This is a genomic window from Rhodococcus sp. 06-1474-1B (assembly GCF_002258885.1).
Classification (GTDB): Bacteria; Actinomycetota; Actinomycetes; order Mycobacteriales; family Mycobacteriaceae; genus Rhodococcoides; species Rhodococcoides fascians.
Genome location: NZ_NOYR01000027.1, coordinates 75,013 through 100,165, shown reverse-complemented (window position 1 = coordinate 100,165; position 25,153 = coordinate 75,013). Strand labels below are relative to the sequence as shown.

At 64.8% G+C, this 25,153-nt stretch carries 25 protein-coding genes; 11 read left to right on the top strand and 14 right to left on the bottom strand.

Annotation, left to right across the window (positions count from 1 at the left end):
• Positions 1-89: 89 nt before the first annotated feature.
• Positions 90-977, bottom strand: coding sequence for a DUF5996 family protein (locus CH266_RS15675; RefSeq protein WP_032407212.1), 888 nt, complete (start codon positions 975-977; stop codon positions 90-92).
• A gap of 145 nt (positions 978-1,122) precedes the next feature.
• On the opposite strand from CH266_RS15675, the gene CH266_RS15670 reads away from it, so the two are divergent.
• Positions 1,123-1,962 carry a class I SAM-dependent methyltransferase gene (locus CH266_RS15670; protein ID WP_094715785.1) on the top strand — a complete coding sequence of 280 codons (840 nt, stop codon included), beginning with the start codon at positions 1,123-1,125 and terminating at the stop codon, positions 1,960-1,962.
• Between the two features lie 31 nt (positions 1,963-1,993).
• On the opposite strand, the gene CH266_RS15665 is transcribed toward CH266_RS15670, so the two are convergent.
• Together CH266_RS15665 and CH266_RS15660 are read right to left on the bottom strand one after the other, a co-directional pair.
• Positions 1,994-2,431: an SRPBCC family protein gene (locus CH266_RS15665; protein ID WP_094715677.1), complete on the bottom strand. Its 438-nt coding sequence runs from the start codon at positions 2,429-2,431 to the stop codon at positions 1,994-1,996.
• Positions 2,432-2,452: 21 nt separating this feature from the next.
• On the bottom strand, positions 2,453-2,920 hold the full coding sequence (locus CH266_RS15660) for an SRPBCC domain-containing protein (protein WP_094715676.1): 468 nt from the start codon (positions 2,918-2,920) through the stop codon (positions 2,453-2,455).
• Between the two features lie 195 nt (positions 2,921-3,115).
• On the opposite strand from CH266_RS15660, the gene CH266_RS15655 reads away from it, so the two are divergent.
• Positions 3,116-5,296, top strand: a complete 2,181-nt coding sequence (locus tag CH266_RS15655; RefSeq protein WP_094715675.1) for a glutamine synthetase III family protein — start codon at positions 3,116-3,118, stop codon at positions 5,294-5,296.
• Between the two features lie 102 nt (positions 5,297-5,398).
• Positions 5,399-6,472, top strand: a complete 1,074-nt coding sequence (locus CH266_RS15650; protein WP_094715674.1) for an alkene reductase — start codon at positions 5,399-5,401, stop codon at positions 6,470-6,472.
• A gap of 97 nt (positions 6,473-6,569) precedes the next feature.
• Here CH266_RS15650 and CH266_RS15645 read toward each other — a convergent pair whose 3' ends face one another.
• Genes CH266_RS15645 through CH266_RS15635 form a run of 3 tightly spaced genes read right to left on the bottom strand, consistent with a single transcriptional unit; the run spans position 6,570 to position 9,608 of the window.
• Entirely contained in the window at positions 6,570-8,075 is a 1,506-nt protein-coding gene (locus CH266_RS15645) for a tripartite tricarboxylate transporter permease (protein ID WP_032374843.1), read from the bottom strand.
• Between the two features lie 16 nt (positions 8,076-8,091).
• Positions 8,092-8,622 carry a tripartite tricarboxylate transporter TctB family protein gene (locus CH266_RS15640; protein ID WP_094715673.1) on the bottom strand — a complete coding sequence of 177 codons (531 nt, stop codon included), beginning with the start codon at positions 8,620-8,622 and terminating at the stop codon, positions 8,092-8,094.
• On the bottom strand, positions 8,619-9,608 hold the full coding sequence (locus CH266_RS15635) for a Bug family tripartite tricarboxylate transporter substrate binding protein (RefSeq protein WP_027495764.1): 990 nt from the start codon (positions 9,606-9,608) through the stop codon (positions 8,619-8,621). The genes CH266_RS15640 and CH266_RS15635 overlap by 4 nt, the downstream gene beginning before the upstream one ends.
• A 113-nt stretch (positions 9,609-9,721) precedes the next feature.
• Between CH266_RS15635 and CH266_RS15630 the strand changes: the two genes are divergently transcribed.
• The 3 genes from CH266_RS15630 (at position 9,722) to CH266_RS15620 (ending at position 12,657) form a co-directional block, all read left to right on the top strand.
• Entirely contained in the window at positions 9,722-10,114 is a 393-nt protein-coding gene (locus tag CH266_RS15630) for a universal stress protein (RefSeq protein WP_230598305.1), read from the top strand.
• Positions 10,115-10,234: 120 nt separating this feature from the next.
• Positions 10,235-11,641: a hemolysin family protein gene (locus tag CH266_RS15625; RefSeq protein WP_094715672.1), complete on the top strand. Its 1,407-nt coding sequence runs from the start codon at positions 10,235-10,237 to the stop codon at positions 11,639-11,641.
• Positions 11,638-12,657, top strand: a complete 1,020-nt coding sequence (locus tag CH266_RS15620; protein ID WP_027495767.1) for a hemolysin family protein — start codon at positions 11,638-11,640, stop codon at positions 12,655-12,657. The genes CH266_RS15625 and CH266_RS15620 overlap by 4 nt, the downstream gene beginning before the upstream one ends.
• 316 nt (positions 12,658-12,973) lie before the next feature.
• Here CH266_RS15620 and CH266_RS15615 read toward each other — a convergent pair whose 3' ends face one another.
• Positions 12,974-13,453, bottom strand: a complete 480-nt coding sequence (locus CH266_RS15615) for a DUF6764 family protein (protein ID WP_094715671.1) — start codon at positions 13,451-13,453, stop codon at positions 12,974-12,976.
• A gap of 207 nt (positions 13,454-13,660) precedes the next feature.
• On the opposite strand from CH266_RS15615, the gene CH266_RS15610 reads away from it, so the two are divergent.
• Positions 13,661-14,011 carry a VOC family protein gene (locus CH266_RS15610; protein ID WP_027495769.1) on the top strand — a complete coding sequence of 117 codons (351 nt, stop codon included), beginning with the start codon at positions 13,661-13,663 and terminating at the stop codon, positions 14,009-14,011.
• Here the strand turns inward: CH266_RS15610 and CH266_RS15605 are convergent, their stop codons facing one another.
• On the bottom strand, positions 14,012-14,386 hold the full coding sequence (locus CH266_RS15605) for a winged helix-turn-helix transcriptional regulator (protein ID WP_032389077.1): 375 nt from the start codon (positions 14,384-14,386) through the stop codon (positions 14,012-14,014). It abuts the gene before it with no gap.
• 114 nt (positions 14,387-14,500) lie between these two features.
• Here CH266_RS15605 and CH266_RS15600 point away from each other — a divergent pair, with 114 nt between their 5' ends.
• Positions 14,501-15,355: an SDR family oxidoreductase gene (locus CH266_RS15600; protein ID WP_094715670.1), complete on the top strand. Its 855-nt coding sequence runs from the start codon at positions 14,501-14,503 to the stop codon at positions 15,353-15,355.
• 34 nt (positions 15,356-15,389) lie between these two features.
• On the top strand, positions 15,390-16,001 hold the full coding sequence (locus CH266_RS15595; RefSeq protein WP_094715669.1) for an FKBP-type peptidyl-prolyl cis-trans isomerase: 612 nt from the start codon (positions 15,390-15,392) through the stop codon (positions 15,999-16,001).
• 73 nt (positions 16,002-16,074) lie between these two features.
• Here CH266_RS15595 and CH266_RS15590 read toward each other — a convergent pair whose 3' ends face one another.
• A complete protein-coding gene (locus CH266_RS15590; protein WP_094715668.1) occupies positions 16,075-16,704 on the bottom strand; it encodes a lipocalin family protein in 630 nt (209 codons plus the stop codon).
• Complete coding sequence (locus CH266_RS15585; protein WP_255175941.1) at positions 16,701-18,755, bottom strand: MMPL family transporter; 2,055 nt, start codon at positions 18,753-18,755, stop codon at positions 16,701-16,703. Before CH266_RS15585 ends, CH266_RS15590 begins: the two co-directional genes overlap by 4 nt.
• A 147-nt stretch (positions 18,756-18,902) precedes the next feature.
• Here CH266_RS15585 and CH266_RS15580 point away from each other — a divergent pair, with 147 nt between their 5' ends.
• Together CH266_RS15580 and CH266_RS15575 are read left to right on the top strand one after the other, a co-directional pair.
• On the top strand, positions 18,903-19,382 hold the full coding sequence (locus CH266_RS15580) for a MarR family winged helix-turn-helix transcriptional regulator (RefSeq protein ID WP_094662494.1): 480 nt from the start codon (positions 18,903-18,905) through the stop codon (positions 19,380-19,382).
• Between the two features lie 280 nt (positions 19,383-19,662).
• Positions 19,663-20,001 (top strand): STAS domain-containing protein, encoded by a 339-nt coding sequence (locus tag CH266_RS15575; protein ID WP_230073692.1) that lies wholly within the window; start codon positions 19,663-19,665, stop codon positions 19,999-20,001.
• A gap of 142 nt (positions 20,002-20,143) precedes the next feature.
• Here the strand turns inward: CH266_RS15575 and CH266_RS15570 are convergent, their stop codons facing one another.
• The 4 genes from CH266_RS15570 to pruA all read right to left on the bottom strand — a co-directional run bounded on the left by CH266_RS15570 (position 20,144) and on the right by pruA (position 25,098).
• Entirely contained in the window at positions 20,144-20,332 is a 189-nt protein-coding gene (locus CH266_RS15570; RefSeq protein ID WP_027495777.1) for a hypothetical protein, read from the bottom strand.
• Between the two features lie 213 nt (positions 20,333-20,545).
• On the bottom strand, positions 20,546-22,444 hold the full coding sequence (locus CH266_RS15565; RefSeq protein WP_094715667.1) for a DUF222 domain-containing protein: 1,899 nt from the start codon (positions 22,442-22,444) through the stop codon (positions 20,546-20,548).
• Between the two features lie 63 nt (positions 22,445-22,507).
• Positions 22,508-23,452, bottom strand: coding sequence for a proline dehydrogenase family protein (locus CH266_RS15560; protein WP_094715666.1), 945 nt, complete (start codon positions 23,450-23,452; stop codon positions 22,508-22,510).
• On the bottom strand, positions 23,449-25,098 hold the full coding sequence (gene pruA / locus CH266_RS15555; protein ID WP_032371593.1) for an L-glutamate gamma-semialdehyde dehydrogenase: 1,650 nt from the start codon (positions 25,096-25,098) through the stop codon (positions 23,449-23,451). Before pruA ends, CH266_RS15560 begins: the two co-directional genes overlap by 4 nt.
• Positions 25,099-25,153: the final 55 nt, after the last annotated feature.

Below are 25,153 nucleotides of genomic sequence, written 5' to 3'. Positions count from 1 at the left end.
TGTGCGATACCGAATGCGACGAACGGTAGTGATCCGGGTCACCCGTGGGATACCCCCGAATGGGGGGAACGATGACCGCCCCACCCGAGCTAGTCCCAGTGGGCGGTCTCGACGGCAGCGCGGTAGGTGTTCTCGAGAAAGGCGAGCAGAAGTGCGTCGGGGTCCTCGGCGGTGCGGACGGACTCGTACGGAAGTACGTACTCGCCGAGATCACGATCGAAGTACGCGGGGGCGGTGACGGCCGGATGACTGTCGTACCCGTCCGGGTTCGGGTAGGCGTACGCGTAGAACGCGCCCTCCGCGGCCCCGCCCGGCCAGAACCCGGCGCTCGACACCTCGTCGCTGTATGCCTCGTGCATCACCCAGTCGGGACAGTTGGGAACACCACCGGGATGTTGTGGTGCAGGCCTTCCGGAGAATCGTGTGACCGCGAGATCGAAAGCGCCCCAGAAGAAGTGGACCGGGCTGGATTTGCCGCGGAAGCCGGCTCGAAACTCCGAGAACACCCGATCAGCGCTGACGAGCGCTCGCCAGAACTTCTGGACGGCATCGGCGTCGTACGACGCGTGCTCGACGTCCTCGGCGAACGGTGTCGCGTGTGGCAGTTCGACCGGCACTGCCACGATCGGAGCCTCCACGCCGAGCCCGGAGAGCAGATCGGTGTACTCGGCGTAGAAGTCCGCAACGGTTCGAGGCTCGAGCTTCATGGTTCGGCGCTCGCCATCGGTGGTGGCGAGGATCAACTGGTGTGCGAGAAAGTCGAAGCGAATCTCGAGGCCTCGATCCCCGAGTGGCATCAGCGACGTCGTCAGGCCCGACGCGTCGACGTACAGCGCAACTCCCCACCAGTGGTTGAGCGGGGGAGACAACGCCATTCGGGTCTTGCCGACTATCTGGGTCCACAGTTGCACCGTGTCGCGCGTGTCCGCCCAGCTGTCGACTCGAAGTTCGGGCCACGCGTCGTACGAATTCGTCATATGTCGATGATGCACGGACGAGGGGAACCAGACCATACCTGTGCCGAGATGCCGGGGCAGCACCTCAGGCGCGCCTCAGGGTTCGTCGGTACGGTCGTCGGCAGTTGCGGTACGTCCGCAGCTCGTCAACGTGGAGGTGTCCGAGTTGTCCACCGACTCCAACCGGGGTGTTTTCGACGATGCTCGGGTCGCCGCCACGTACGTGGAATTCATGGGACCCACCGACGGATTTCTCGATCGCGGTGAGGCCGCAGCCTTGGTCGCCGCCGCAGACCTGGCCCGCGGGGTACCGGTGTTGGACGTGGGTGTGGGGAGCGGCCGCACCACGCCGCTGCTGCGATTGCTGTCCGACCGCTACGTGGCAATCGACTACGCCCCCAACATGATCGACGTTTTCCGGAAGAATTTTCCCGATCTGCCTGCGCACGTCGCCGACGCTCGTGACCTGGCGGCGTTCGAGGACGGTGAGTTCGGCTTGGTCGTCTTCAGCAACAACGGACTCGATAGCGTGACCCACGAGCAACGCCGCCGCGTACTGGCCGAATTCGCGCGGGTGACCGACGAGACAGGCGTCGTGGTCTTCTCGACGCTCAATCGAGGTGGCCGGTCGTATCTGGAGAGCCCGTTTCAGTTACGGCGACCGACGACTCGGCCACAGTTCTCGCTGCGAGCACTTCTCGTCGCCGTCGGACGTCGTCTGCTCGATCCGTCTGCGCAGGTGCGCGGTGTGCGGAACTGGCTCGTCAATCGGTCGAAAGCCGAGGATCATCGATCGTGGGCTCTGGCCCCGTTGCAAGCCCACGAATTCGCACTCGTCATGCACTTCTCGACCCTCGACGACGTCCGCACTCTGGTGGCCGGCGCGGGCCTCGAACTGATCGCCGTCTACGGCGACGACGGCGAACGCATCGCGCCGGACCGACACGAGTCCGCGGCCGACAACTTCACCGTCCTCGCGAAAAAGCCCGCGCTGGAACGAAAGTGACTTCGAGGTCCTGAGCTCGGAAGCGTCGAGGTCACAGTCTTTCCAGCGCGGCGGTCATCTTCTCCACGGTCTCCGGAGCGACCTTTGCCTCGAAGCCCGCCTTCAGGAACGGGCCCGCAACCTTTGCCGCACCGTTGAATTCGACGTGCGCGTGGTAGTCGATCCGGGTCGACCCGGGGCCCTCGGCTGTCAGCGTGATGTCGTCGACGCTGGTTGCCGTCTTGTTCTTCCCCTCGAGCACGACGTGATCGGGCTCGTTGGTGACCAACGTATACGTCAGTTCGGTAGTGACTCCGAACAACTTCGAGACGTTGTGCCACTGCGTTCCGACGGCCACCGGGCCGTCGGAGACCTGGGTGCAGCTCTCGGTTCCCGGATCCCACGCCGACGCATTGGAGAAGTCGCGCAGGAATGCCGCGGCCTTGTCGAGCGCGACAGCGGCGGTGAAGGTTCGGGTGACGTCGACCATGAGGTTCTCTCTTTCGATGGATCAGTTCTGGACGGTGACGCCGAGGTGTTCTGCGAGACGGCGCATCGTGCCGACGATCTGTTCTTCGGTCACCCTCGGAAAGCCGGCCATCTTTCGGAACTCCGGATCGGTGACGCGGGACCAGTCGTAGACCTGCGTCAGTGCTGTCCTGTCGTGGGCGACCTCCTCGAGTTCCCAGGACCACCGCGTGCCACGGGGTTCCATGCCCTGGCGATTGGGAATCCAACCGATGCGTCGGTCCTGCTCGAACACGAACACGGTGTTCTCCATGACGTACTCGCCCAGTTCCGGTTGATACATGTCCATCGCGAAGGTGTCGCCCACCGCGTTCAGCGGCGTCGGATCGATCGCGCCGCGCAGCATGTCCGAGCCGTCGACCGCGGCCTGAACCTCGGGATTGGCGAGCGCGGTGAAGACGGAGGCGGGAGGAGCGTCGATCACGCGGCGGACGGTCAGTTCGTATGTCATGGGGCCACGCTTTCCGGTTGATTACGCTGGCTACGCAGTTACCCTCGTCTGCGTGGAAGGAAACTCCTGCCTTCCGACGGTTTTGCATTGCAGTGGACACAGCGACGAAACACCACCGCCACGAGGCATTCGTACAGTCGCCGAGTCGGACTCCGCACACACCAGGTGCGGAGCGCACCTTGCCAAGGGGTAGCCATGAGTGGAAATACCGTCCGCCTGCAGGCGATCAAAGACGTCGAGGCGTACGTGCCGCCTGCGGTCAGCTTCGTCGGAGACGAGAAGCCGGGCGAGATATTCGGTGAGAACGTCTTCAGCAAGGTCGTCATGCAGAAGCGACTACCCAAGTCGGTCTTCAAGTCGGTGATGGCCACGATCGACAAGGGCAAGAAGCTCGACCCCATGGTGGCCGACGCGGTGGCGTCGGCAATGAAGGACTGGGCTCTGGAGAAGGGCGCAACGCACTACGCGCACGTCTTCTACCCGCTCACGGGGTTGACGGCCGAGAAGCACGACAGCTTCTTCGATCCCGTCGGTGACGGCAGTGCGCTCGCCGAATTCGCAGGCAAGACGCTGATTCAGGGCGAGCCCGACGCGTCGAGCTTCCCCAACGGCGGCCTACGCAACACGTTCGAGGCACGCGGATACACCGGCTGGGACGTCACCAGCCCGGCGTACGTCCTCGAGAACCCGAACGGCAACACCCTGTGCATCCCGACGGTGTTCGTCTCGATGACCGGTGAAGCCCTCGACCACAAGACTCCGCTGTTGCGTTCGCAGCAGGCGATGGGCGGACATGCCGAGCGCATCCTGAAGCTGTTCGGGCACGAGAACATCGAGAACATCGTCTCGTTCTGTGGCCCGGAGCAGGAGTACTTCCTCGTCGACCGGCACTTCTTCCTGGCCCGTCCCGACCTGCTCAATGCAGGTCGCACCCTGTTCGGCTCGAAGCCGCCCAAGGGCCAGGAATTCGACGACCACTACTTCGGTGCCATCCCCGAGCGCGTGCTCGGCTTCATGATGGACACCGAGCGTGAGCTGTTCAAGCTCGGCATTCCTGCCAAGACCAGGCACAACGAGGTAGCACCCGGACAGTTCGAGATCGCGCCGATGTTCGAGCGCGGCAACATCGCGGCCGATCACCAGCAACTGTTGATGACGACGTTCAAGACCATTGCCAAGAAGCACGGCATGGAGTGCCTGTTCCACGAGAAGCCCTTCGAGGGTGTCAACGGCTCGGGCAAGCACGTCAACTTCTCGCTCGGCAACTCCGACCTGGGATCGCTGTTGGTGCCCGGCGACAATCCGCACGACAACGCGCAGTTCCTCGTCTTCTGTGCCGCCGTCATCCGCGCGGTACACAAGTACGGCGGTCTGCTGCGCGCATCCGTGGCGTCGGCGACCAACGATCACCGCCTCGGTGCCAACGAGGCACCGCCGGCAATCATCTCGATCTTCCTCGGCGACCAGCTCGCCGACGTGTTCGACCAGATCGCCAAGGGCGCAGCCACATCCTCGAAAGGCAAGGGCACCATGATGATCGGTGCCGACACCCTGCCCGTACTGCCGACCGATCCCGGCGACCGCAACCGAACCAGCCCGTTCGCCTTCACCGGCAACAGGTTCGAGTTCCGCGCCCCCGGTTCGATGCAGACCGTCAACGGCCCGATGGTCACGATCAACACGATCATGGCCGAGGCGCTCGACTACATGGCGACCAACCTCGAAGCGGCCGTCGCCGACGGCACCGATTTCGACACCGCCGTGCAGAATCTGCTGACCGAGATCATCACCGAACACGGCGCGGTGGTGTTCAACGGCGACGGCTACTCCGACAACTGGCAGATCGAGGCCGAGGCACGCGGCCTACCGAACCTGCGTACGACGCTCGACGCGTTGCCTGAGTTGATTTCCGAGTCGGCGATGGAACTGTTCGAGAAGTACAAGGTGTTCAACCACCGAGAGATGCACTCGCGCTACGAAATCGGGCTCGAGCAGTACGCGTTGACGGTGTTCGTCGAGGCGCGGTTGACGCTGGAGATGGGTCAGACATCGATCCTGCCCGCTGCCGTGCGCTACCAGACGGAATTGGCGCAGAACGTCAGTGCGCTCAAGGGCGCGGGCGTCGACGACGTGGACATGACTGCGCTGCACGCAGTCTCGGCTCCACTGTCGGAGCTGCGCGCAGCGTTGGCGACATTGAAGGCCGCCCTCGAAGCGGATCCGGGCGGCGACGCTCTGGCCGAGGCCACCCACGCCAAGGACGAACTGTTGCCTGCGATGGCGGCTGTCCGTTCTGCAGCCGACACCCTCGAGACAATGGTGGCCGACGATCTCTGGCCGCTGCCGACGTACCAGGAGATGCTGTACATCCTGTGAGCGCTGGCGTGAGCAATGTCTCGAGGTGGAATAGCTTCGTGGACCTCTTCGGTTCGGGTGAAGGACGCATGTAATGCACGCCCCTATGAGGAGTAGAGATCCATGAAGCTGTTTTCCCCCTTGACGCTCGGTGATCTGACATTGGAGAACCGTCTGGTGATGGCCCCGTTGACGCGGACGCGCTCCGGCCGGGACGGTGTGCCGGGACCCCTGGTGGTCGAGCACTACAAGCAGCGTGCGTCGCTGGGCCTCATCGTCAGCGAGGGCACCTACCCGAGCCACGCTGGTCAAGGCTTTCCCGGTCAGCCCGGGCTGGTGACCGACGAACAGGTCGAGGGATGGCGCAATGTGGCCGACGCAGTGCACGCCGACGACGGGCTGATCTTCGCTCAGGTGATGCATGCCGGGCGCGTGACCCACGAGGCGACGACGGGTGGCCGTGAGGTCGTCGGGCCCAGTGCCATCGCCATCGACGGTGAGACTCACACCTACGAGGGCAAGAAGGCGTACCCCACCCCGCGCGCTCTGCGCGAGGACGAGCTGCCCTCGGTGATCGCCGATTTCGTGCAGGCGTCGAAGAACGCGATTGCCGCAGGCATGGACGGGGTCGAGATTCACGGTGCCAACGGGTACCTGCTGCACGAATTCCTCTCGCCGGCATCGAACCAGCGGGACGACAAGTACGGCGGCTCGCCCGAGAACCGTGCGCGCTTCGTGGCCGAGGTGGTCGAGGCCGTGGCCGCGGCGCTCGGAGCCGGCAAGGTCGGCATCCGCATCTCGCCCGAGCACAACATTCAGGATGCGCTCGAGACGGACTCCGACGACGTGCGTGCCACCTACCGCGCGCTGGTCGAGCGGCTCGCGCCGCTCGGTCTGGCGTACCTCAGTGTGCTGCACAAGGATCCGTCGGGCGAGCTGGTACAGGATCTGCGGCAGGCGTTCGGTGGTGCCGTGCTCGTCAACAGCGGCTTCGGTGAGATCACCACTCGCGACGAAGCGCTGTCGCTGCTCGACGACAACGTCGGCGACGCCGTCGTGGTCGGACGCCCGGCAATCGCGAACCCCGATCTCGCGTACCGCTGGCGTGAGGATCTGCCGCTGAACGAGCCGGACCAGAGCACGTTCTACACCGACGGTGCCAAGGGCTACACGGATTACCCGGCTCTGCAGCACTGAGTGCTTCGCAGTGGTGTGGTTATGCGCCTGCGGGCGCGCAGGAGTGGAGCCTGCGGAACGACCCGGGAACAGAGCCACACCACTGCGCGGGGCGTACTCAGAAGTCGGCGGTCTTGCGGGCGCGGATCTTGCTGACGATCGAGAACACCACGGCGATGATCATCAATGCGTAGAGCACGATGGTGATGCCGCTACTGACCAGAATCGACGGGTCGCCCTCGCTGACGGCCAGTGCGCGGCGAAGTGATTCCTCGGCGAGTGGGCCGAGGATCACGGCGATCAACACCGGTGCGAGCGGAATGTCGTAGCGCCGCATCATGAATCCGACGATGCCGAGCCCGAGCATGAAGATCAGATCCACGATCGACGCACTGGACGCATAGACGCCGAGGGCGGCGAACACCGAGATACCCGCGTACAGGTAGTTCTTCGGGATCTTCAGCAGCTGCGCCCACAACGGTGCGAACGGCAGGTTGAGGATCAGCAGCACGATCATGGCCACGAACAGGCTCGCCAGTAGGGCCCAGACGATGTCGCCGCTGCGCTCGAACAACAGCGGTCCGGGCTGCATGCCGTACTGCTGGAATGCAGCCAACATGATGGCCGCAGTCGCCGACGTCGGCAGCCCCAGCGCCAGTAGCGCTCCCATTGCCGTTCCGGCTGTGGAGTTTCCAGCGGCCTCCGGTCCGGCGACACCGCGAATGGCACCCTTGCCGAACATCGGCTTCTCGCGCTTGCGGTCGAGCCTGCGCTCGGTGCCGTACGCGAGGAAACTCGGCACCTCCGCACCTCCGGCAGGAATGACACCGAACGGCACACCGAATGCCGTGCCTCGCAGCCAGGCCGGCAGTGCGTCGCGGAACTCGGCCCTGCTCAGCCAGGGGCGGCCCTGCGATTTGATCAACGACCGGTCCTCGGGACGACCGATCTTCGAAGCGATGTGGATGACCTCGCCGAGCGCGAGCATCGCGACGGTGATGACGACGATGTGAATGCCGTCGAACAAGGCAGGTACTTCGAAGGTGAATCGTGAAGCGCCCGACGGACCGTCGATGCCGATCACGGCCAGGGTGAGACCGATCAGCAGTGCGGTCAATCCCTTGAGAGCGGAGTCGGAGACCACCGCGGAGGTAGCGATGAAGGCGAACACTGCCAGCGCGAGGTACTCGGCCGGACCGAAGTTGGTCGCCAACGATGCGAGCGTCGGGGCGAAGAACACCACCAGGGTCGTCGCGACGATTCCGCCGATGAACGCGCCGATGGCCGAGGTGGCCAAAGCTTGTGGGGCTCTGCCGTTCTTGGCCATCCGGTGGCCCTCGAACGTTCCGGCGATGGCGGTGCTGTTGCCGGGGGTGTTCATCAGGATGCCGGAGATGGAATCGCCGAACAGGCCGCCGAAGTAGACACCCGCGAACATGATCAGCGCCGCGGTGGGGTCGAGAGTGAACGTGACCGGCAGCAGAAGCGCCACCGCCATGGCAGAACCGAGTCCGGGTAGCACGCCCACGGCGGTGCCGAGCAGTGCGCCTACGAACACCCACACCAGGTTCATCGGAGTCAGCGCAGTGCCGAACCCGTCGAGAAGATTGCTCAATGAATCCATCGAAAATTCAGCTCCGTCAGAAGATCTGGGCGAGAACGCCGCCGGGCAAGGTCAGGCCGAGGCCTGCGGAGAATGCGATCTGGACGGCGCTCGAGACCAGCAGCGCGACGGCCGCGTCGAACACGTAACGGCGACCACCCAATCCGACCGAGACACCCCAGAAGAGGATGGCACCGGCGAGAACCCAGCCGAGCGGGTCGAGGAGAGCGATGAACACTGCCACCGATCCGACGGTGATCGACAGGGTTCGCCAGTTGCTCACGGTGCCGGTGTGCGGCACGCCGTCGGCGTCGACGCCGCGATCGATGACGTCGGGCTTGACCATGAGTTGGATGGTGACCAACACGGCGACCACGAAGCAACCGCCGGCGACGATGGCCGGAAAGACCTGCGGGCCAGGGGAGGTGGCGGTGGGAGGCACATCCATCGTGATGGTCCCGTAGACCAGGAATGCGCCCAGTGCGGCGAGCAGTGCCGGAACGATCAGGCCGCTACGGCCCGTCCAGAAGGAGCGGGAGGTTGTGGTGTCGGGAGTCGTCGTTGTCATACCAGCCCCAGCTCTTCCAGAATTCCGGTGATGCGTGCCTGCTCGACCTCGAGGAATTCCCCGAATTCGTCTCCTGTGACGACCGATTCCTTCCAGCGGTTTCGTTCGACGGCCGTCGCCCACTGCTCGGTCTCGACCATCTCGGTGACGATGTCGACGAGCGTCTGCCGGTCCTCGTCCGAAATCCCGGGCGGCGCAACGATTCCGCGCCAGTTCACGAGGTCGACGTTGTAGCCCTGTTCGATGAACGTGTCCACGTCGAATCCTTCGAGCGGCTCGGGCGCGGCCACGGCTAGGGCACGCACGTTGCCGGCTTCGATCTGGTCCCGGAAGTCGTTGAATCCACTGACCGCGACGCCGACGGTGTTGGACAGCAGCGACGTGAGTACCTCACCGCCGCCGGAGTAGGCGATGTAATTGATTGCGGCCGGATCGATGTCGGCTTCCTGTGCCAATTGGCCCGCGACGATGTGGTCGATTCCGCCGAGGGAGCCGCCGCCGATCGGAAGCCCGCCGGGATTGGCCCGCCACGCCTCGATCATGTCGTCGAGGTTCTGGATCGGCGAGTCCTTGGGAACGACGAAGACCTCGAAGTCCTCGGCGAGCTTGGCGATCGGCACAGTGTCGGCCAAGGTGGTGTCGGAGTTGTTGATCGCGATGCCGCCGAGCATGACGGTGCCGGTGATCATCACCGTGGTGGGCTGACCGCTGAGGTTCTCGAGTTGGCTCAGGCCGATGGTGCCGCCGGCCCCTGGAACGTTGACCACCTGCGCGTTGTTGACGATGCCGTCGCTGCGCAGCGCCTGCTGCGACTCGCGCGCGACCAAGTCCCAGCCGCCGCCGGCGGCAGCAGGTGCTATCAGTGTCAATTTGGCTCGGGCGTCGGAGCCGCTGGCACTGCGAGCGGCGTCGATCCCGGCGACGGTGACTGCTCCCACCACCACCAGGGCTCCGGCCGTTCGTAGCAGGGTGGGCGATATCGCCATCAGAGACCTTTCGTGTGGTGTGTCACAGCGTCAGGTTAGATACAGTTTGTCTGATTAGTCCAGTTCACAACATCGAGGTCGATCTTCGGTGGATTCGAGCAACGGGAGAGATCGTGTCGGTAGGCAGCGCAGTGGCAGTAGCGATGAGCAACACCCCCGAGGGCCAGGAAGCGTTGCGACGTGGTGCCGCGGAGGCAGAGCTGCGTCGGACCGAGCTGATCGTATTGTCCGTGGTGGACCGCGATTCCGTATCGGCGGAAGACCGTAGCGCGGCGCAGGCCGAGGTGGAGCGGACTCTCCCCGGAACTGCGACGACTGTGCGCGTCGAACCGGACGGCGGAGACCCGGCCGGCGCACTGGTCGATCTCGTCGCCGACGTCGGTGCGGGGATGCTCGTCATCGGGTCCAAGCGCAGATCGGCGGTCGGCAAATTCCTGATGGGCAGCACGGTGCAGCGCGTTCTGTTGGACAGCCCGGTCCCCGTCCTCGTCGTGAAAGCGCCGTGACCCGGTAGTATCGGACAAATCTCCCACCACTCGACCTCGAGGAATCATGGACAGCGATAAACCCGGGCCGGACACGGCTCCCCGCACTACAGCTACTACGTGCGAGGCGGTGTCCGGCGAATGAGCGTTCTGCTCACTCTTCTGCTCGGCCTGCTCGTCGTTTTTCTCATCACCGTCGCAACCGGTTACTTCGTTGCGCAGGAATTCGCGTACATGACCGTCGACCGGTCCCGGCTCAAGGCGCGTGCCGAGGCCGGCGACGCCGTCGCAGCTCGCACGCTGACCGTCACCAAGCGGACCTCGTTCATGCTCTCGGGTGCACAGCTGGGTATCACGGTCACCGGCCTGCTGGTCGGCTACGTCGCCGAACCGCTGATCGGGCAGTCGTTCGGAGCGATACTGGGCGGCGTCGGTGTTCCGACAGCAGTCGGTGTCGGCCTCGGTGCCGTTCTGGCGATCACGTTCGCGACGTTCGTACAGATGCTCTTCGGTGAACTGTTTCCGAAGAACTTCGCCATCGCCCGCCCCGAGCCGGTGGCCCGCTGGCTGTCGTTGTCGACGACCGTCTACCTCAAGCTCTTCGGTTGGCTGATCACCATTTTCGACCAGTCGTCGAACCTGTTGCTCAAAGCGCTGAAGATCGAGCCCGTGCACGATGTGGAACATTCGGCCAGCCCACGCGACCTCGAGCACATCGTGTCGGACTCGCGGGAGACCGGGGATCTGCCCGACGAGCTGTCGACGCTGCTCGATCGCATTCTCGACTTCCCCACGCGCAACGTCGAACACGCCATGATCCCGCGTTCACGTGCGGCGACGGTCCGCGACACCGACACCCTCGGTGAGGTGAAAACACTGATGGGCCAAGAACATTCTCGATACCCCGTGCTCGACGAGGACGACGGAATCGTGGGTGTGGTGCATCTGCACGACGTGTTGGCCTCCACCGCTCCGGATTCGACCCCCATCGCAGACCTCACCCGCGATGCGCTGATCCTTCCCGAGATGCAGAGCCTGCCCGACGCGATGCGCGAGCTGCGGGCGACACGGAACCAATTGGCCTGTGTCATCGACGAATACGGTGGTCTCACCGGAGTGATCACCATCGAGGACCTGGCCGAAGAGCTCGTCGGCGAGATCACCGACGAGCACGACGACGGCGTACTCGACCCGAGCCCGGTCAGCGCCGACGACGGCAGCTGGACGATGGCAGGGGAGGTGCACGTCGACGAGGTCGAGCGCCCCATCGGCGTCGACCTACCCGACGGTGACTACGAGACCATCGCGGGATTCGCCATCGCCCATCATGGTTCGCTACCCGATATCGGGACCCGAATCGAGGTCGATCTTCCGCCGGACAACGCGGACCTCGCCAACGACGACGAAACGCCGATTCGATTCGTCACGATCGAGGTGCAGGAGATCGACAGTCACGTGCCGTCACTACTGACCCTCACCATCGACGAGCGGACAACCGAGCACGACGAGAATTCGGCCGAGTCCGATACTGCAGGAGCGCACCGATGAGCAACCTCTGGGTCTTTCTGGCCGTCACCATCGGTCTGATCGCTGCGAGCGCCTTCTTCGTTGCCGTGGAGTTCGCACTTCTTGCGGCCAAACGGCATCGCCTCGAGGACGCTGCCCCCAACTCGCGGGCGGCGCGGGCTGCTCTGCGCAGCTCCTCGGAACTGACGGTGCTACTCGCCGGATCGCAGCTCGGTATCACCGTCTGCACCCTCGCGCTCGGCGCGACCACCAAGCCGGCCGTGCACTACTGGCTCACGCCGCTGTTCGAGAGCATCGGCCTGCCCTACTGGTTCGCGGACGTCCTCGGCTTCGTCCTGGCCCTGATCATCGTCACGTTCCTGCACTTGGTCGTCGGCGAGATGGCTCCTAAGTCCTGGGCCATCGCGCATCCCGAGAAGTCGGCAACGATGCTCGCAATCCCCATGCGCGCGTTCATGTTTCTCACGCGTCCGGTGCTGACGGCCTTGAACAACATGGCGAACTGGTGCCTACGCAAGGTGGGCGTCGAGCCGGCCGACACCGTCGGCACCGGGCAGAACGCAGACGACCTGCGTCAGCTCGTCGAGCACTCGGTCAACGTGGGAGCCCTGGACGCGAGTTACCAGGCGCAGATATCCGGGGCATTGGAATTGCAGGATCTCACCGTCGGTGACCTGGTGGCCGGAAGTGGCGCGCCGACGTCGGTACCGTCGTCGGCGTCGATCGACGACGTGCGGGAGGCGTCTCGGGTCAGCGGCCATCTGCGCATACTCGTCAGTGACGACGAGGTAGTGAAAGGTGTTGTACACGTGAGGGATACGTTGACCGAGCCGGAGTATCTCGCCGAGATCACCCGCCCGGCCTACACGCTGGATCGGACGACACCGGTCTACGTCGCCCTGCAGTCGATGCGCGAGACCCGACATCATCTGGCGCTGGTCGTCGAACCGTCGGCCGAGGCGGGTGACAGTGCGCGCACGATCGGCGTTGTCACCCTGTCGGATGTGTTGACGCGGCTGCTGCCCGAGCCCGTCTGATCTTCGGTCACCCCATACGAATCATCCCCGCCCGGCCAACGCGGCCGAGCGGGGATTTTTCGTACGCACCGGGTCCGAATGTCAGATCGGGGCGATGACCAGAAGGTGTGCCCAATACGACGCGACATCGTGGCCGAGTTGGGGGAGCAGAACGTCGTAGAGCAGGTAGGACATCATTGCCGTCGAACTCCTTGTTCAGCGGGCCGTCACCGGCTCGCGTACCGAGACTGTAGTCAGTGAGACTGTAGATCAACCTGGGCCCGGCGGCACTGATATGGCCTGCGCAAGTCGTGTTTCACCCCGACGACGACGGGCATCAGCCGATGCAGCCCTGCAGGGTGGTGAAGCTTCCGGCGAAGCCGGCACCGTTGCAGACGGCACCCTCGGGGGTGAGGGTGATCGTCGAGCCCGGCGCAGCCACGGCGATCGACAGTCCGAGGCCGGCCGCAGTGTTCTGTGCGATGGCACCGGGACCGAAGGCGATCGCAGCAGGCGCGCCGCCGAAACCGGCGTTGCTGACGGCAGTTCCGCCGTTGAGACCGAGGGCCAGTGCCGCCGCGTTGTTCATCGCCTCCGCCGAGCCCCATCCCTCGAGGCCGACTCCTGCTGCGGCACTTGCGCCGTCTGCGGAGCTGTCGCACTGTGAACCTCCGACGAGCGCGGCGACGTCGGCCTCTCCGGGTGCCGTGGTGCAGGCAACCGGTGCGGCCGAGGCCGTGCCGGGCACCAGGGCCGCGAAGGTACAGGCGAATCCGAATGCTGCCGCTCCGCCGAGAATTCTCTTGGTATGGAACATGGTCGATGCCTCCAAGATTTGGCGCAGGCACCGGGCGTGCCGCGCTCCTGCGGTTGCCGGATCGACATGCTCGTGCGCCCCGACGACCTTCCTCGAGTGTTACCCCGTAGCGACGCGCTCAGAGATCCGCATGGTCACGAGTGCATCTCGGTATGATCACAGCTCGGTAAACAGCGTTCCCCCACCCTCGGTGCTTACGATGGCTCCATGATCGGACGTATCGACGAGGTCGTATTCGACTGCACGGAACCGGCTGTGCTGGCCCGATTCTGGGCGGGTGTGCTCGGTGGTCAGCCCGTCGTGCGCGACGACTCGTGGCATTTCGTCGATGTTCCCGGGTTCACCCGGATGGCGTTCCAGCGAGTGCCCGAGGGTAAGTCCGGCAAGAATCGACTACATCTCGACGTGGACGTTCCCAGCATCGACGTTGCCGTCGAGCAGGCAGTAGGTCTGGGTGCGACGGCGGTGGGGGACCGGCACACCACTGCGGCCGGGTCGTTCCAGGTGCTACTCGACCCCGAGGGCAACGAATGGTGTCTGGTGACGCCCCTCAGCTGATTAGCGGGCGTCGTGCTCGGCGCGTGCTTCGAGCACGGCAGGCATCGAGCCCTCGATCAGTTCGATGAGGTCGGTCAACCGTGATCCGACCTCACGTCCGAGCGGGGTGAGGCTGTATTCGACCTTGGGTGGGATGGTCTCGTGCACGGTGCGCACGATGAGGCCGTCGCGTTCGAGGGTCTGCAGCGTCTGTGCCAACATTCGCTCGCTGACGCCGTCGACGCGTCGGCGCAGGGCATTGAATCGGTAGTCGCTCTCGGTGAGGGCCGCCAGGACGAGCACTCCCCACCTGCTCGTCGCGTTCTGCAGCGTCTGCCGTGACCCGCATTCCCGTGCGAAGACGGATGCTTCGAGAGATTCGACGGCCTCGGACATTTCTCCATGTTAGCGCAGGCCGTACCGGCAGCGCTAAATTTCGATGTTGCACTGCACGAAAAGTAAGTGCATGATGAAACGGAACTTGATACTTCAACCTCGGGAGCGTTTTCCATGACCACAGCCATCACCGGAGCGACAGGCAATCTCGGCGGGCTCGTCGTCGCCGCACTCATCGATCGCGGCGTCGCGCCTGCCGACATCGTCGCCGTCGTACGCAACGCCGACAAGGCGGCCGCACTCGCCGAGCGCGGTGTGGTGGTGCGGGTGGCCGACTACAGCGACACCGACGCGCTGACGTCTGCGTTCGCAGGTGTCGAGAAGGTGCTGTTGATCTCGGGATCGGAGGTCGGCCAGCGAATTGCCCAGCACAACAACGTCATCGACGCCGCCGAGGCGGCCGGGGTGAGCCTCGTTGCGTACACGAGCGTGCTCGCTGCCGACACCTCCGGCATCAGCCTTGCGCCGGAGCACAAGGCCACCGAAGAGCGATTGACGGCCTCTTCGATTCCCGCTGTGTTTCTGCGTAACGGCTGGTACTGGGAGAACTACCTGGGCTCGCTCGGCCAGGCCATCGGCAGTGGAGTGTGGCTGGGTGCAGGCGGGAACGGCAGGATCGCCGCTGCCTCTCGCGCCGATTACGCCGCCGCTGCCGCGGCTGTGCTGACTCTCGAGAACCAGGGCGGGAAGATCTACGAGCTCGGCGGGGACGAGCGCCTGACCTATGCCGAACTCGCGGACGTTCTCGCCGGCATCTCCGGGAAGCCGGTCGTCTACAAGGATGTCACCGAGTCGGAGTACGCCTCGATTCTGCAGGGCGCAGGACTGCCCGATTTCGTGGCGACCATGCTGGCGAGCGCGGATGCCGGTATCTCCCGCGGGGAACTCGACACCGATTCCGGTGACCTGCAGGCATTGATCGGCCGCGCGTCCACCCCGGTCGCCGAGGTGTTCCGCTCCGCGATCTGATGGGATACACGGGGCCCCGTGTGCCACTTGTAGCGTGGGCCCCGTGAAACTCACCTCGACTCGCACCCTGTTCCTGGCCGCCACCACCTCACTCGTCCTGTTGACGGGTGCATGCAGTTCCGACTCGGATTCTGGGACGTCGCAGACGACGTCCTCGGCGACGTCCTCCACCGATGCGACGGCTTCGAGTAGCTGCCCCACGGGCACACCCGACCCGTCGGCCACCCCGGAGTGGACACTGGCAGGCGACACCGGCAGCACCGCCGTCACCGGATCGACGGATACAGCGGCCCCGGCCGTCGACGTCGAAGCCCCGTTCAGCGTCGCCGAGACGCAGGTGAAAACGCTGAAGGCCGGGGACGGCCCGATCGTCGCCGACGACGCGAACGTGTCCGTCTGCTACCTGGGCGTCAACGGACGCGACGGATCGACGTTCGACAGCAGTTTCGAGCGCGGCGCACCGGTCGAGTTCCCACTGACCGGCGTGGTGGCGGGCTTCCAGAAAGCCATCGCCGGACAGACCGTCGGCTCGACCGTCGCCGTAGCGGTGACGTCGGCCGACGGTTACGCGACCGGCAATCCGGCAGCCGGAATCGAGCAGGGCGACAGCCTGATCTTCGCTATCTCGATCCTGTCCGCGAGCTGAGTGCCTCCGGCAGTGGCGTGGTTATAAGCCCTCTCTCTGCGGCACATAACCACGCCACTGCGGCTCCGCCGCACTACACGGTCGAGAGCTGCTGAATCGTCGTCGCGCCGCCTGGGGTGGGCGTCGTGGTGATGAAGTTGGAGTCGTAACCCAGCGATTCGACGACGCTGCGGATCTCGCGGAACTGCTCGACGCTGACGTCGGGCGTGCGCTTGAGCACGAATCCGGACGTGCGGCTGGGGCTTCCGACGAACGCCCACGAGTAGTCGTCTGCGATGTAGGCCACGATGTAGTTGGTCGGCCCCTCCTGGCTCTCCTGCGTGGGGACGCCCGGGAAGCTCACGTGCAGTTGGGCTTTGGTGACCGTGTCGTTGACCCGAGCATTGCCGACGATGCGGTTCTCACCACCGGTCCAGGTGGTGCAGGTGTTCTCGACGCGAATGTTGGATTCGTCGATCATCTGGTAGTTCGCCTGCGTGTCACGGGCGCAGATCAAGTTGAACGGCTGCGGCACCGCGGCAACCTGGTTCCAGGTGCCCAGGTACCGCTCGACATCGAGTGACGGGATCGGTGCCAGCGGCTCGAGACCGACCGACCCGAAAGGGCCGACCGGTTGTGCTTGCGCCGGGGCCGCGGCGAGCAGGGCACCTGCTGCGACTGCTCCTGCAATTGCGGTGCGGCTCAACATCGTACGTACCTTCATGAATTTCGCTCCTTGGTTGCGGTCGTCTCGTTGTCGATCGTGCTCGGCCACCAAATCCCCGGGCCGATGAGGGTGAACAGGGCGGGAATCACGACGGTGCGTACCACGAAGGTGTCGAGCAGAATGCCGAGGCCGACGATGATTCCCAACTGGGTGAGGGTGATCAGCGGGAGGACGCCGAGGACGCAGAACACTGCTGCCAGAACGATTCCCGCGCTGGTGATGACGCCGCCGGTGGCCGAGACCGCCCGCACGATCGCAGATCTGGTGCCGTGCCGAACCGTCTCCTCCCGGGTCCGGGTGACCAGAAAGATGGTGTAGTCGACACCGAGGGCGACGAGAAACAGGAACGCGAACAGGGGAGTGTTGTCGTCGAGCGCGGGAAAGCCGAAGACGTGCAGGCTCACCCAGCTACCGATACCGATGGCGGCCACGGCACTCAGGACCGTGGTGGCGACGAGAATCAACGGTGCGACGACGGCGCGAAGCAGTATCAACAGCACGAGTAGGACGACCGCCAGGATCGCCGGGATCACCACGAGCCGATCGCGGGCGGCAGCGTCGGTGGTGTCGAGTGCTTTGGCGTCGCTGCCGCCGACTCGTGCGTCGTCGACACCCGCAAGGGCGGACCGAAGGTTCTCGACGACGGTGAACGATTCGTCGGAGGCGGGGGCAGCGTCGGTGACCACCGACAGCCGGGTCAGTCCGGTATCGGAATCAGCGACCCGATCCACCGAGACGACGCCGTCGACGTCCCGGACGGTGGCGACGACGCCGTCGATATCCGAGGTGGGTGCGAGAACCGTGATCGGGTCGGCGGATCCGGCCGGAAAGTGTTGCGAGAGAGTGTCGAATCCTTCGACGGATTCGGCGGTCACCCGGAATTGCTCGGTCTGCGACAGCCCGATCTGTGTGCCGACCAAGGCCGCGCAGCAGGCGAGCAATACGGCGATGGTGATGGACGCGGTCGCCACCGGACGACGAGCGACACCGGCGGCAACCGAATGCCAGACGCCCTCGGTGGTGGTATCGCGATCGGACGGCTTGGGGACGAAGGGCCAGAACAACTTCGGGCCGCACAGTGCCAACAACGGAGGCAGTACGAACAGCACGAACACCGATGCGACGACGAGGCCGGCCGCGGCCAGCGCTCCCAAGCTGCGAGTGCTGGGGAGGATGGCCAGCAACAGAGTCAGCAGTGCGAGGACAACGGTGGCATTGCTGGCGAGGATGGCCGGTCCCGCGTTCCGGACGGCATGGCGCAACGCGAGCCGGTGATCGGACTCGCGGCGGAGCTCCTCGCGGTAACGAGAGATCAGCAGCAGGGCGTAATTGGTGCCTGCGCCGAAGACGAGCACGCTGGTGATCCCCGAGGTCGAGCCGTCGAACGACAGCCCGGTCGCCTCGGCGAGGGCCGTGCCGACGGTGGAGGCGAACCGATCTGCGAAACCGATGACGGCAAGCGGAACCAACCACAGAATGGGCGATCGATAAGTGGCGATGAGGAGCACTGCCACCACGAGTGCGGTGACGGCCAGCAACGTGAAATTGGCCCCGGAGAACGAGTTGGCGATGTCCGCTCCGAATGCCGGCCCGCCGGTGACCTGGGCGTTGAGATCGGACGGTAGGCCGACCGTCGCCGCGGATCGGAGGCTTGTGATCAGGTCGTTCAGGGTGAAGCCGGACAGTTCCGAGTTCACCTGAACGAACGCGATTGCGGCCTTCCCGTCCGGTGCGACGATCGGAGGGGGTCCAGGTTCGTCGGTCACCGACCGATCGACGGTGAGCAGCCTGGCCTGCGCGGCACCGGCTGCCTCGATATCGGCCGGGGTCAGGTCACCGCCATCGACGCGGCTCAGAACGAGGATCACCGGTGCGGTGTCGGAGTCCGGGAACTGAGAGAGCAGCTCGTCCACCTGGTAGGACTCGGCGGAGGTCGGCAGAGAGTTCGGCGACTGACCAGCAGAATCGTTGCTACCGACGAGCCCGATCACGGCAATCGAGAGAATCAGAATGGCGAGGGCGAGCGCCCACGATCGACGATGCGTCACGGCCGCGGCGATGCGGTCCCAAGCTGCGGTGGTCTCGGTACGGGTGCTGTCCACGAAGAAACAATCTCATTTACTTAGATATTAAGCAACTGAATCTCTTGCGGGCAGTAGTCTGACCATGACCGCAGCGAAGGAGTTACCACCGCCATGACCGACCGAAACCACCTCGAATCCGCGATATCGGCGGACCTTCGGGCGCTGTCATCGGTGTCGGAACAGATCGGTCAGGTATTCGGTGCGTTACACAGCTTGCGGCCCAACGACTTTCGCGCTCTGCTGCATGTGATGGTCGCCGACGTCGAGGGCGCGCCCCTCACCGCGGGTGAGCTCGGCACGATGCTCGGACTGTCGTCCGCGGCGATGACGTATCTGGTGGAGCGAATGATCGCGTCCGGTCATATTCGACGCGAATCCGACGCGTCGGACCGACGCAAAGTCATACTTCGCTACGACGAGCACGGTATGGAGGTTGCTCGCGGGTTCTTCGGACCACTGGGAGCGCGCACCAGCGCGGCGCTCGCGGACCTACCGGATTCGGATCTCGACGCTGCCCACCGAGTGTTCGAAGCACTCATCGGAGCCATGCGCGAGCATCACGCCGACCTGGGAAACAGCACCCGCACGTAGCCCGCGTTGGCATCGGGATGTTCGAACCGCTGGTGGGGGCCCGCATTGTGTCAATGCTGGACTCCGAGCGTGCCGGTGCCGTAGGGTTGGCCGTGGTTGAGCTAACAGCCGGTCACGGGGAAACGCAGCGAAGTGTGCGCCCGGGTCAGGCGAAGAATTCTGCTCCCGTTGCGTAGATCGGTTTCCCCTTCAGTTCGACCGATCGATGGGATCTGCCATGAGTGTTGAATCACGAGGCAACAAAGTTCGAACCACTTCGGTGAGCGTCGCGGAGAAGTCCGTGTCCGTTGCAGCAACCGGAGCCATCTTCACCGCGCACGACGGCACCGACGGTTCACTCGTCGTCGCCGTCCACGGCGACATCGACATGCTCAGCGCGCCGATGTTCTCCGATTTCGTCTGCAGTCGCGTGTCCAGCAAACGGCATCTGACTCTCGACCTGTCCAATGTCGAGTTCTTCGGCATCGCCGGACTCTCCGTCTTCGATGCAGTTCGTGAATACACGGCTGGTATCGGTGCTTCGTGGTCGATCGTGGCAAGCCGATCGGTGACCCGCCTCCTGCAGGTTGCCGACCTCGAGTCGACGATTCCGACCTCCCGACCGACGACCGACCAATAGAACTGGCGGCGACATCGCCGCGACAAGAGGTGGGCAGCTCCTGCACAGGGGCTGCCCACTGTCGTTTGCCGTCCCCCGCACAACGATCGGGCGGTCCCGCGAATCACTGGGACCGCCCGATCGTCGTGTGAATGCACAAGGTCTAGTCCTTGGTGCCTTCCGAGTCACTGAAGAATGCCCAGTCGCCGTCGTGCTCGACTTCGAGGCGCCAGCCCAGCTCCTCGTTGTCGGCGCGGCTGTCCTTGAACCAGGCGTGCGCGTCCTCGGAACTGGTGATGTCCTTGGTGGCGACGACGGTTCCGTGCGGGTCGATAACTCTGTAATTTGCCATGCGGTGAGGGTGCCCCGATGTTGCGCAACCTAACCCAGCCGCATCACCGGCACCGGCCGCTAAGAGAAGCGGAAGCCAATGCCGCGCACTCCGGATAGAGCTGGGCAGAAGCCGGGGCTGGGTAGTAAGGCCGGGTTGTGTTGGAGGGCCGGGCTGTGTGGGAGGCGAGGCTGTGTTGAAGGCAGAGCTGTGCCGTGGTGGTGGTGTGGGTCGTCATGCGGGTTGTCGTGGTTCTTCGTCGCCGGTGTCGCCTGTGTCGCCTGTGTCGCGGGTGTTGTCGTTGTGGTGGTCGGGTGGGTAGAGGACTTCTTCGGGGTGGTGGGCGTGGTTGATCAGCCCACGGCGTGTGGGGTCCATTCCGGTCGGTGGGTGCCACAGGGTTCTGCCCGGATAGCGATGTCCTGCTGTGGTTTTGGTGGTGGCCCACTTTCCGGGACCGGTGCCGACGAGTGCGTGGTGCATGTCGCAGGCGAAGGTCAGGGAGTCGATGTCGGTGGGTCCGCCCTCGACCCAGTCGTCGACGTGATGGGACTGGCACCAGGTTGCAGGTCGGGTGCAGGAGGGGAAGCTGCAGCCGCGGTTTCGGGCGATGAGCAGGATGCGTTGGTCGGCGGAGGCGATGCGTTTGGATCGGCCCAAGTACAGGGCTCTGCCGTTGTCGTCGAAGATGGTCAGGTAGTGGTGGGCGTGCGAAGCCATGCGGATGGCGTCGCGGATCGAGACGCGGGATCCGGTGGCGGTCATGGCGTAGCCGCAGCCTGATTCGAGGTCTTTGAGGCTCATGGTGACGATGGCGGTGACGGGCAGCCCGCGGTGGGTGCCGAGCGTCCCGGAGGCGAGGGTGTGCCGGAGCGCCATCTTCAGGGCGTCGTGACGGCGTTCGTTCTGGGTGCGTCGATCACGTGCGGCGGCAGCGTCGCGAGCAGCGGTGTCCGGTGGCACGTCGTTGTCGTCGTTGTCGTCGGTAGTTGATTCGAAGTGGCCACCGGGTTCAGCAGCGTCCTCGCAACCAGAATCGTCCTGCTTTGTGCCGCAACCACAATCGGCATCATCGCCGCAGTCGGTCTCACCGCAGTCGGTCTCACCGCAGTTGGTCTCACCGCAGTTGGTCTCGCCGCAGTTGCGCTCACAGCCCGCGACGCAGGCGTGAGCGTCCGGGCATTCGTCGTTCCCGTTGCAGTCCGTTCCATCCCACAGGCCTGCATCGCTCGACCCGGCATCGTTCGATCCGGCGTTGCGGGCAGTGGGGTCCGGTGTCGGCGCAGCGGCAGTCGCGCTCCCGTCATCACTGGTCTCATCCTCGTGGACGATCGATGTCGGGTCTGCAGGATTGTTCACCCCCGGCTTCGCGGCTTTCGAGAACAGGGCTTCGAGGTAGGCCCGAAGCTCCGAGTCGACGCAGAACTTCCCCTCGGACATACCGTCGGAACCCTGCTCACCGAGATAGAAGAACGCATCCCGTCGTTTGCGTGGCTTGGCCTTACCGTCTTCGTTCTCGTCGTGATCGCCGTCGGGGTCGAGGATCGAGTCCAGGTGCGCGACCAACGGCGCGAAGTCGTCGGGCCGCCTCGTCGAGGCGAGACCCACCAACTGCTGTTCGGCCCGCTCCCGCGTCTGCGGATCGACACTGGCCGGCAGATGCTTGAAGAATTCGCGGATCATCTGCACATGCTGGGCATCGAGCAGTCCCGCCCGCAACGCTTCCGCGGTGTGCGGCAACAACGCAGGCAGGGCTTCGCCGGACAATGCGGTGCGATCACCCAACTCCGCCGCCAGACGCACCCGCGCACCGGCCGCACGTGGGGTGATCCGCAGCATCCACGCCACCGAGCACGGCACCGAACCCGGATACACATCGAGGCCATGTTGAGCGATCAACTCGTTGAGCCAGGTGTGCGAATACGCCGTCACAGACCGCGACACAGTTTCCATGCGTTGGATCACCGCACGCCGGTCGGCATTCGACCACGCCGCCGACGCCTGCCCCACCAACTCCGCGACCGCCGACTCCACCGCCTCGACCAACCCAGCCAAGACAGGGTCGGACACGACGGGGGCAGGCGGCACCGTCTCGATGCCGTCCACCCCTGATCCGCCGTCCCCCGAAAGCATGAACAGAATCTACCGCGACCCACCGACACACTTTCGAACACACGTTCGCCGATGAGAGTGAAGTCAGTTGCGTGAAGCCAGTGACCGCGCGAAGAACATCAGGTTGGCCGGCCGCTCTGCGAGTCTGCGCATGAAGTAGCCGTACCACTGCTCTCCGTAGGGCACATAGACACGCACGTGCTTTCCGGCGTCGACCAGTCGCCGTTGTTCCTGGTCGCGAATTCCGAACAGCATCTGGAACTCGAAGTCGGCTGCGGACCGTCCGGCGTTCGCGGCGAGTCGCTCCGCCGCCTCGATCATCTCGGGATCGTGGGAGGCGACCATGGGGTAGCCGCTGCCGTTCATCAGCACTTCCAGGCACCGTAGGTAGGAGTCCGACACATCCCGTGCACCCTGGAACGCCACCGACGCCGGCTCGTTGTACGCGCCCTTGCACAGGCGGATGCGAGATCTCGGTCCGGACAGCTCCCTGCAGTCGGCCTCGGTTCGTTTCAGGTACGCCTGCAGCACCGTGCCGAGATCGGGAAAGTCGTGCCGCAGTTCGCGCACGATGGACAGGGTCGAGTCGGTGGTGGTGTGGTCCTCGGCGTCGACGGTCACCCACACTCCCGCCGCTGCTGCGGCGGTACAGATCTCGCGCGCGTTCTCGAGCGCGAGCGTCCGGTCGATTCCCTGACCGAGGGCCGAGAGTTTGAGCGATACCTCGAGCGCGGTGCTGGCGGTACTACGCGTCGAAAAGCGTTGTATCAGTGACAGATACGACTGCACGGTGGCCGTCGCCTGCGCGCGGTCGGTGGTGTCCTCGCCCAGATAGTCCACCGAGACGAATCGTCCCGACGCCAGCAGGGCATCGACGGCGGTGACCACGGCGGGCTCCGATTCACCGGCGACGAAGCGGTCGACGAGCGATCGGGTGGCACGCAGCCGCGTCACGGTGGCCTGCAATTTCGGTGAGCGTGCGGCCGCCAGCAGAGCCGGCCGCAGTGGGTTGCTCAGCACTGTGGTCATCGTGTGCCCTCGCCTTCCTGATGGGGGTAGCCGTGTGCGGTCGGCGGGACGAACGTTTCCTTGACCGTGCGTGCCGATGCCCAGCGCAACAGGTTCTGCGGTGAGCCGGCCTTGTCGTTGGTACCCGACGCACGCGCTCCGCCGAACGGTTGCTGACCGACGACCGCGCCGGTGGGCTTGTCGTTGACGTAGAAGTTTCCGGCGGCGAATCGCAGTGCCGAATGGGCCTGCTCGACGGCCGTGCGATCGGTGGCGATGACGGCACCGGTCAGTGCGTACTTCGATCCGGTGTCGACGGTGCGCAGTACGTCGGCATAGGCGTCGGGCCGGTTGTCGTCGTAGACGTGCACGGCCAGAATGGGGCCGAAGTACTCGGTGGTGAAGGCTTCGTCGGTGGGGTCGTCGCCGAGAAGAACTGTGGGAGAGACGAAGTATCCTTCCGTGTCGTCGCACGTTCCACCGGCGGCAATGGTCAGGCCCGTCACGGATTTCGCGCGGTCGAGCGCTGCTGCGTTGCGGTCGAACGCTTTTCGGTCGATGACGGCACCGCCGTAGTTCGACAGGTCGGTGACGTCGCCGTACTTCAGGGCCGACACCTGCTCGATGAACGTCTCACCCATGCGAGCCCACAGCGACTTCGGTACGAATGCCCGCGAAGCGGCCGAACACTTCTGCCCCTGGAAGTCGAAGGCACCGCGAATCATGGCTGTGGTCAACACGTCCGGATCGGCCGAGCTGTGCGCGACGACGAAATCCTTGCCGCCGGTCTCGCCGACGAGCCGCGGGTAGGAGTGGTAGTTCGAGATGTTGTTGCCGACCTCGCGCCACAGCGTCTGGAAGGTCGCAGTGGATCCGGTGAAGTGGATGCCCGCCAGGCGTGGATCGGCCAGAGCTACCTCGGAGACCATCGGACCGTCGCCGAGGACGAGGTTGATCACTCCCGGCGGCAGACCTGCCGCCTCGAGCAACTGCAGCGTCAGGTACGCGGCGACTGCCTGGGTGGGCGACGGCTTCCACAGCACCGTGTTGCCCATCAGTGCAGGCGCCGTGGGGAGGTTGCCGGCAATGGCGGTGAAGTTGAACGGTGTGATCGCGTAGACGAAACCCTCGAGCGGGCGGTACTCGACGCGATTCCACACGCCCGGGGCCGACACCGGCTGATCGGCGAGGATCTGTCGTGCGAACGCGACGTTGAACCGCCAGAAGTCGATCAGCTCGCACGGTGCGTCGATCTCGGCCTGGTAGGCCGACTTGGACTGCCCGAGCATGGTTGCAGCAGCAATCCTTTCGCGCCACGGACCCGACAGCAGATCGGCCGCGCGCAGGAACACTGCAGCTCGCTCGTCGAACGGAAGATCGCGCCAGGCCGGTGCGGCCGCGGTCGCCGCGGAGATCGCGTCCTGCACGTCCCGGTGCGTTGCCTCGGCGAAGCTACCGATGACCGACGCGTGCTTGTGGGGTTCGACCACATCGGTATCGGTGCCGGCGGCGTCGCGGTGGACACCGCCGATCACCTGATGGATGCGGACCGGATTCGCGCGCAGTTCGTCCAAGCGGATGCGCAGCCTGGCGCGCTCGGCGCTTCCGGGGGCATAGGTGTTGACCGGCTCGTTGACCGGGGTGGGAACTGATGTGACCGCGTCCATGGTGACTCCTCGCACTCGGGTGTGTGCAGCTCATTGAAGTCGCCTCGACGTCCCG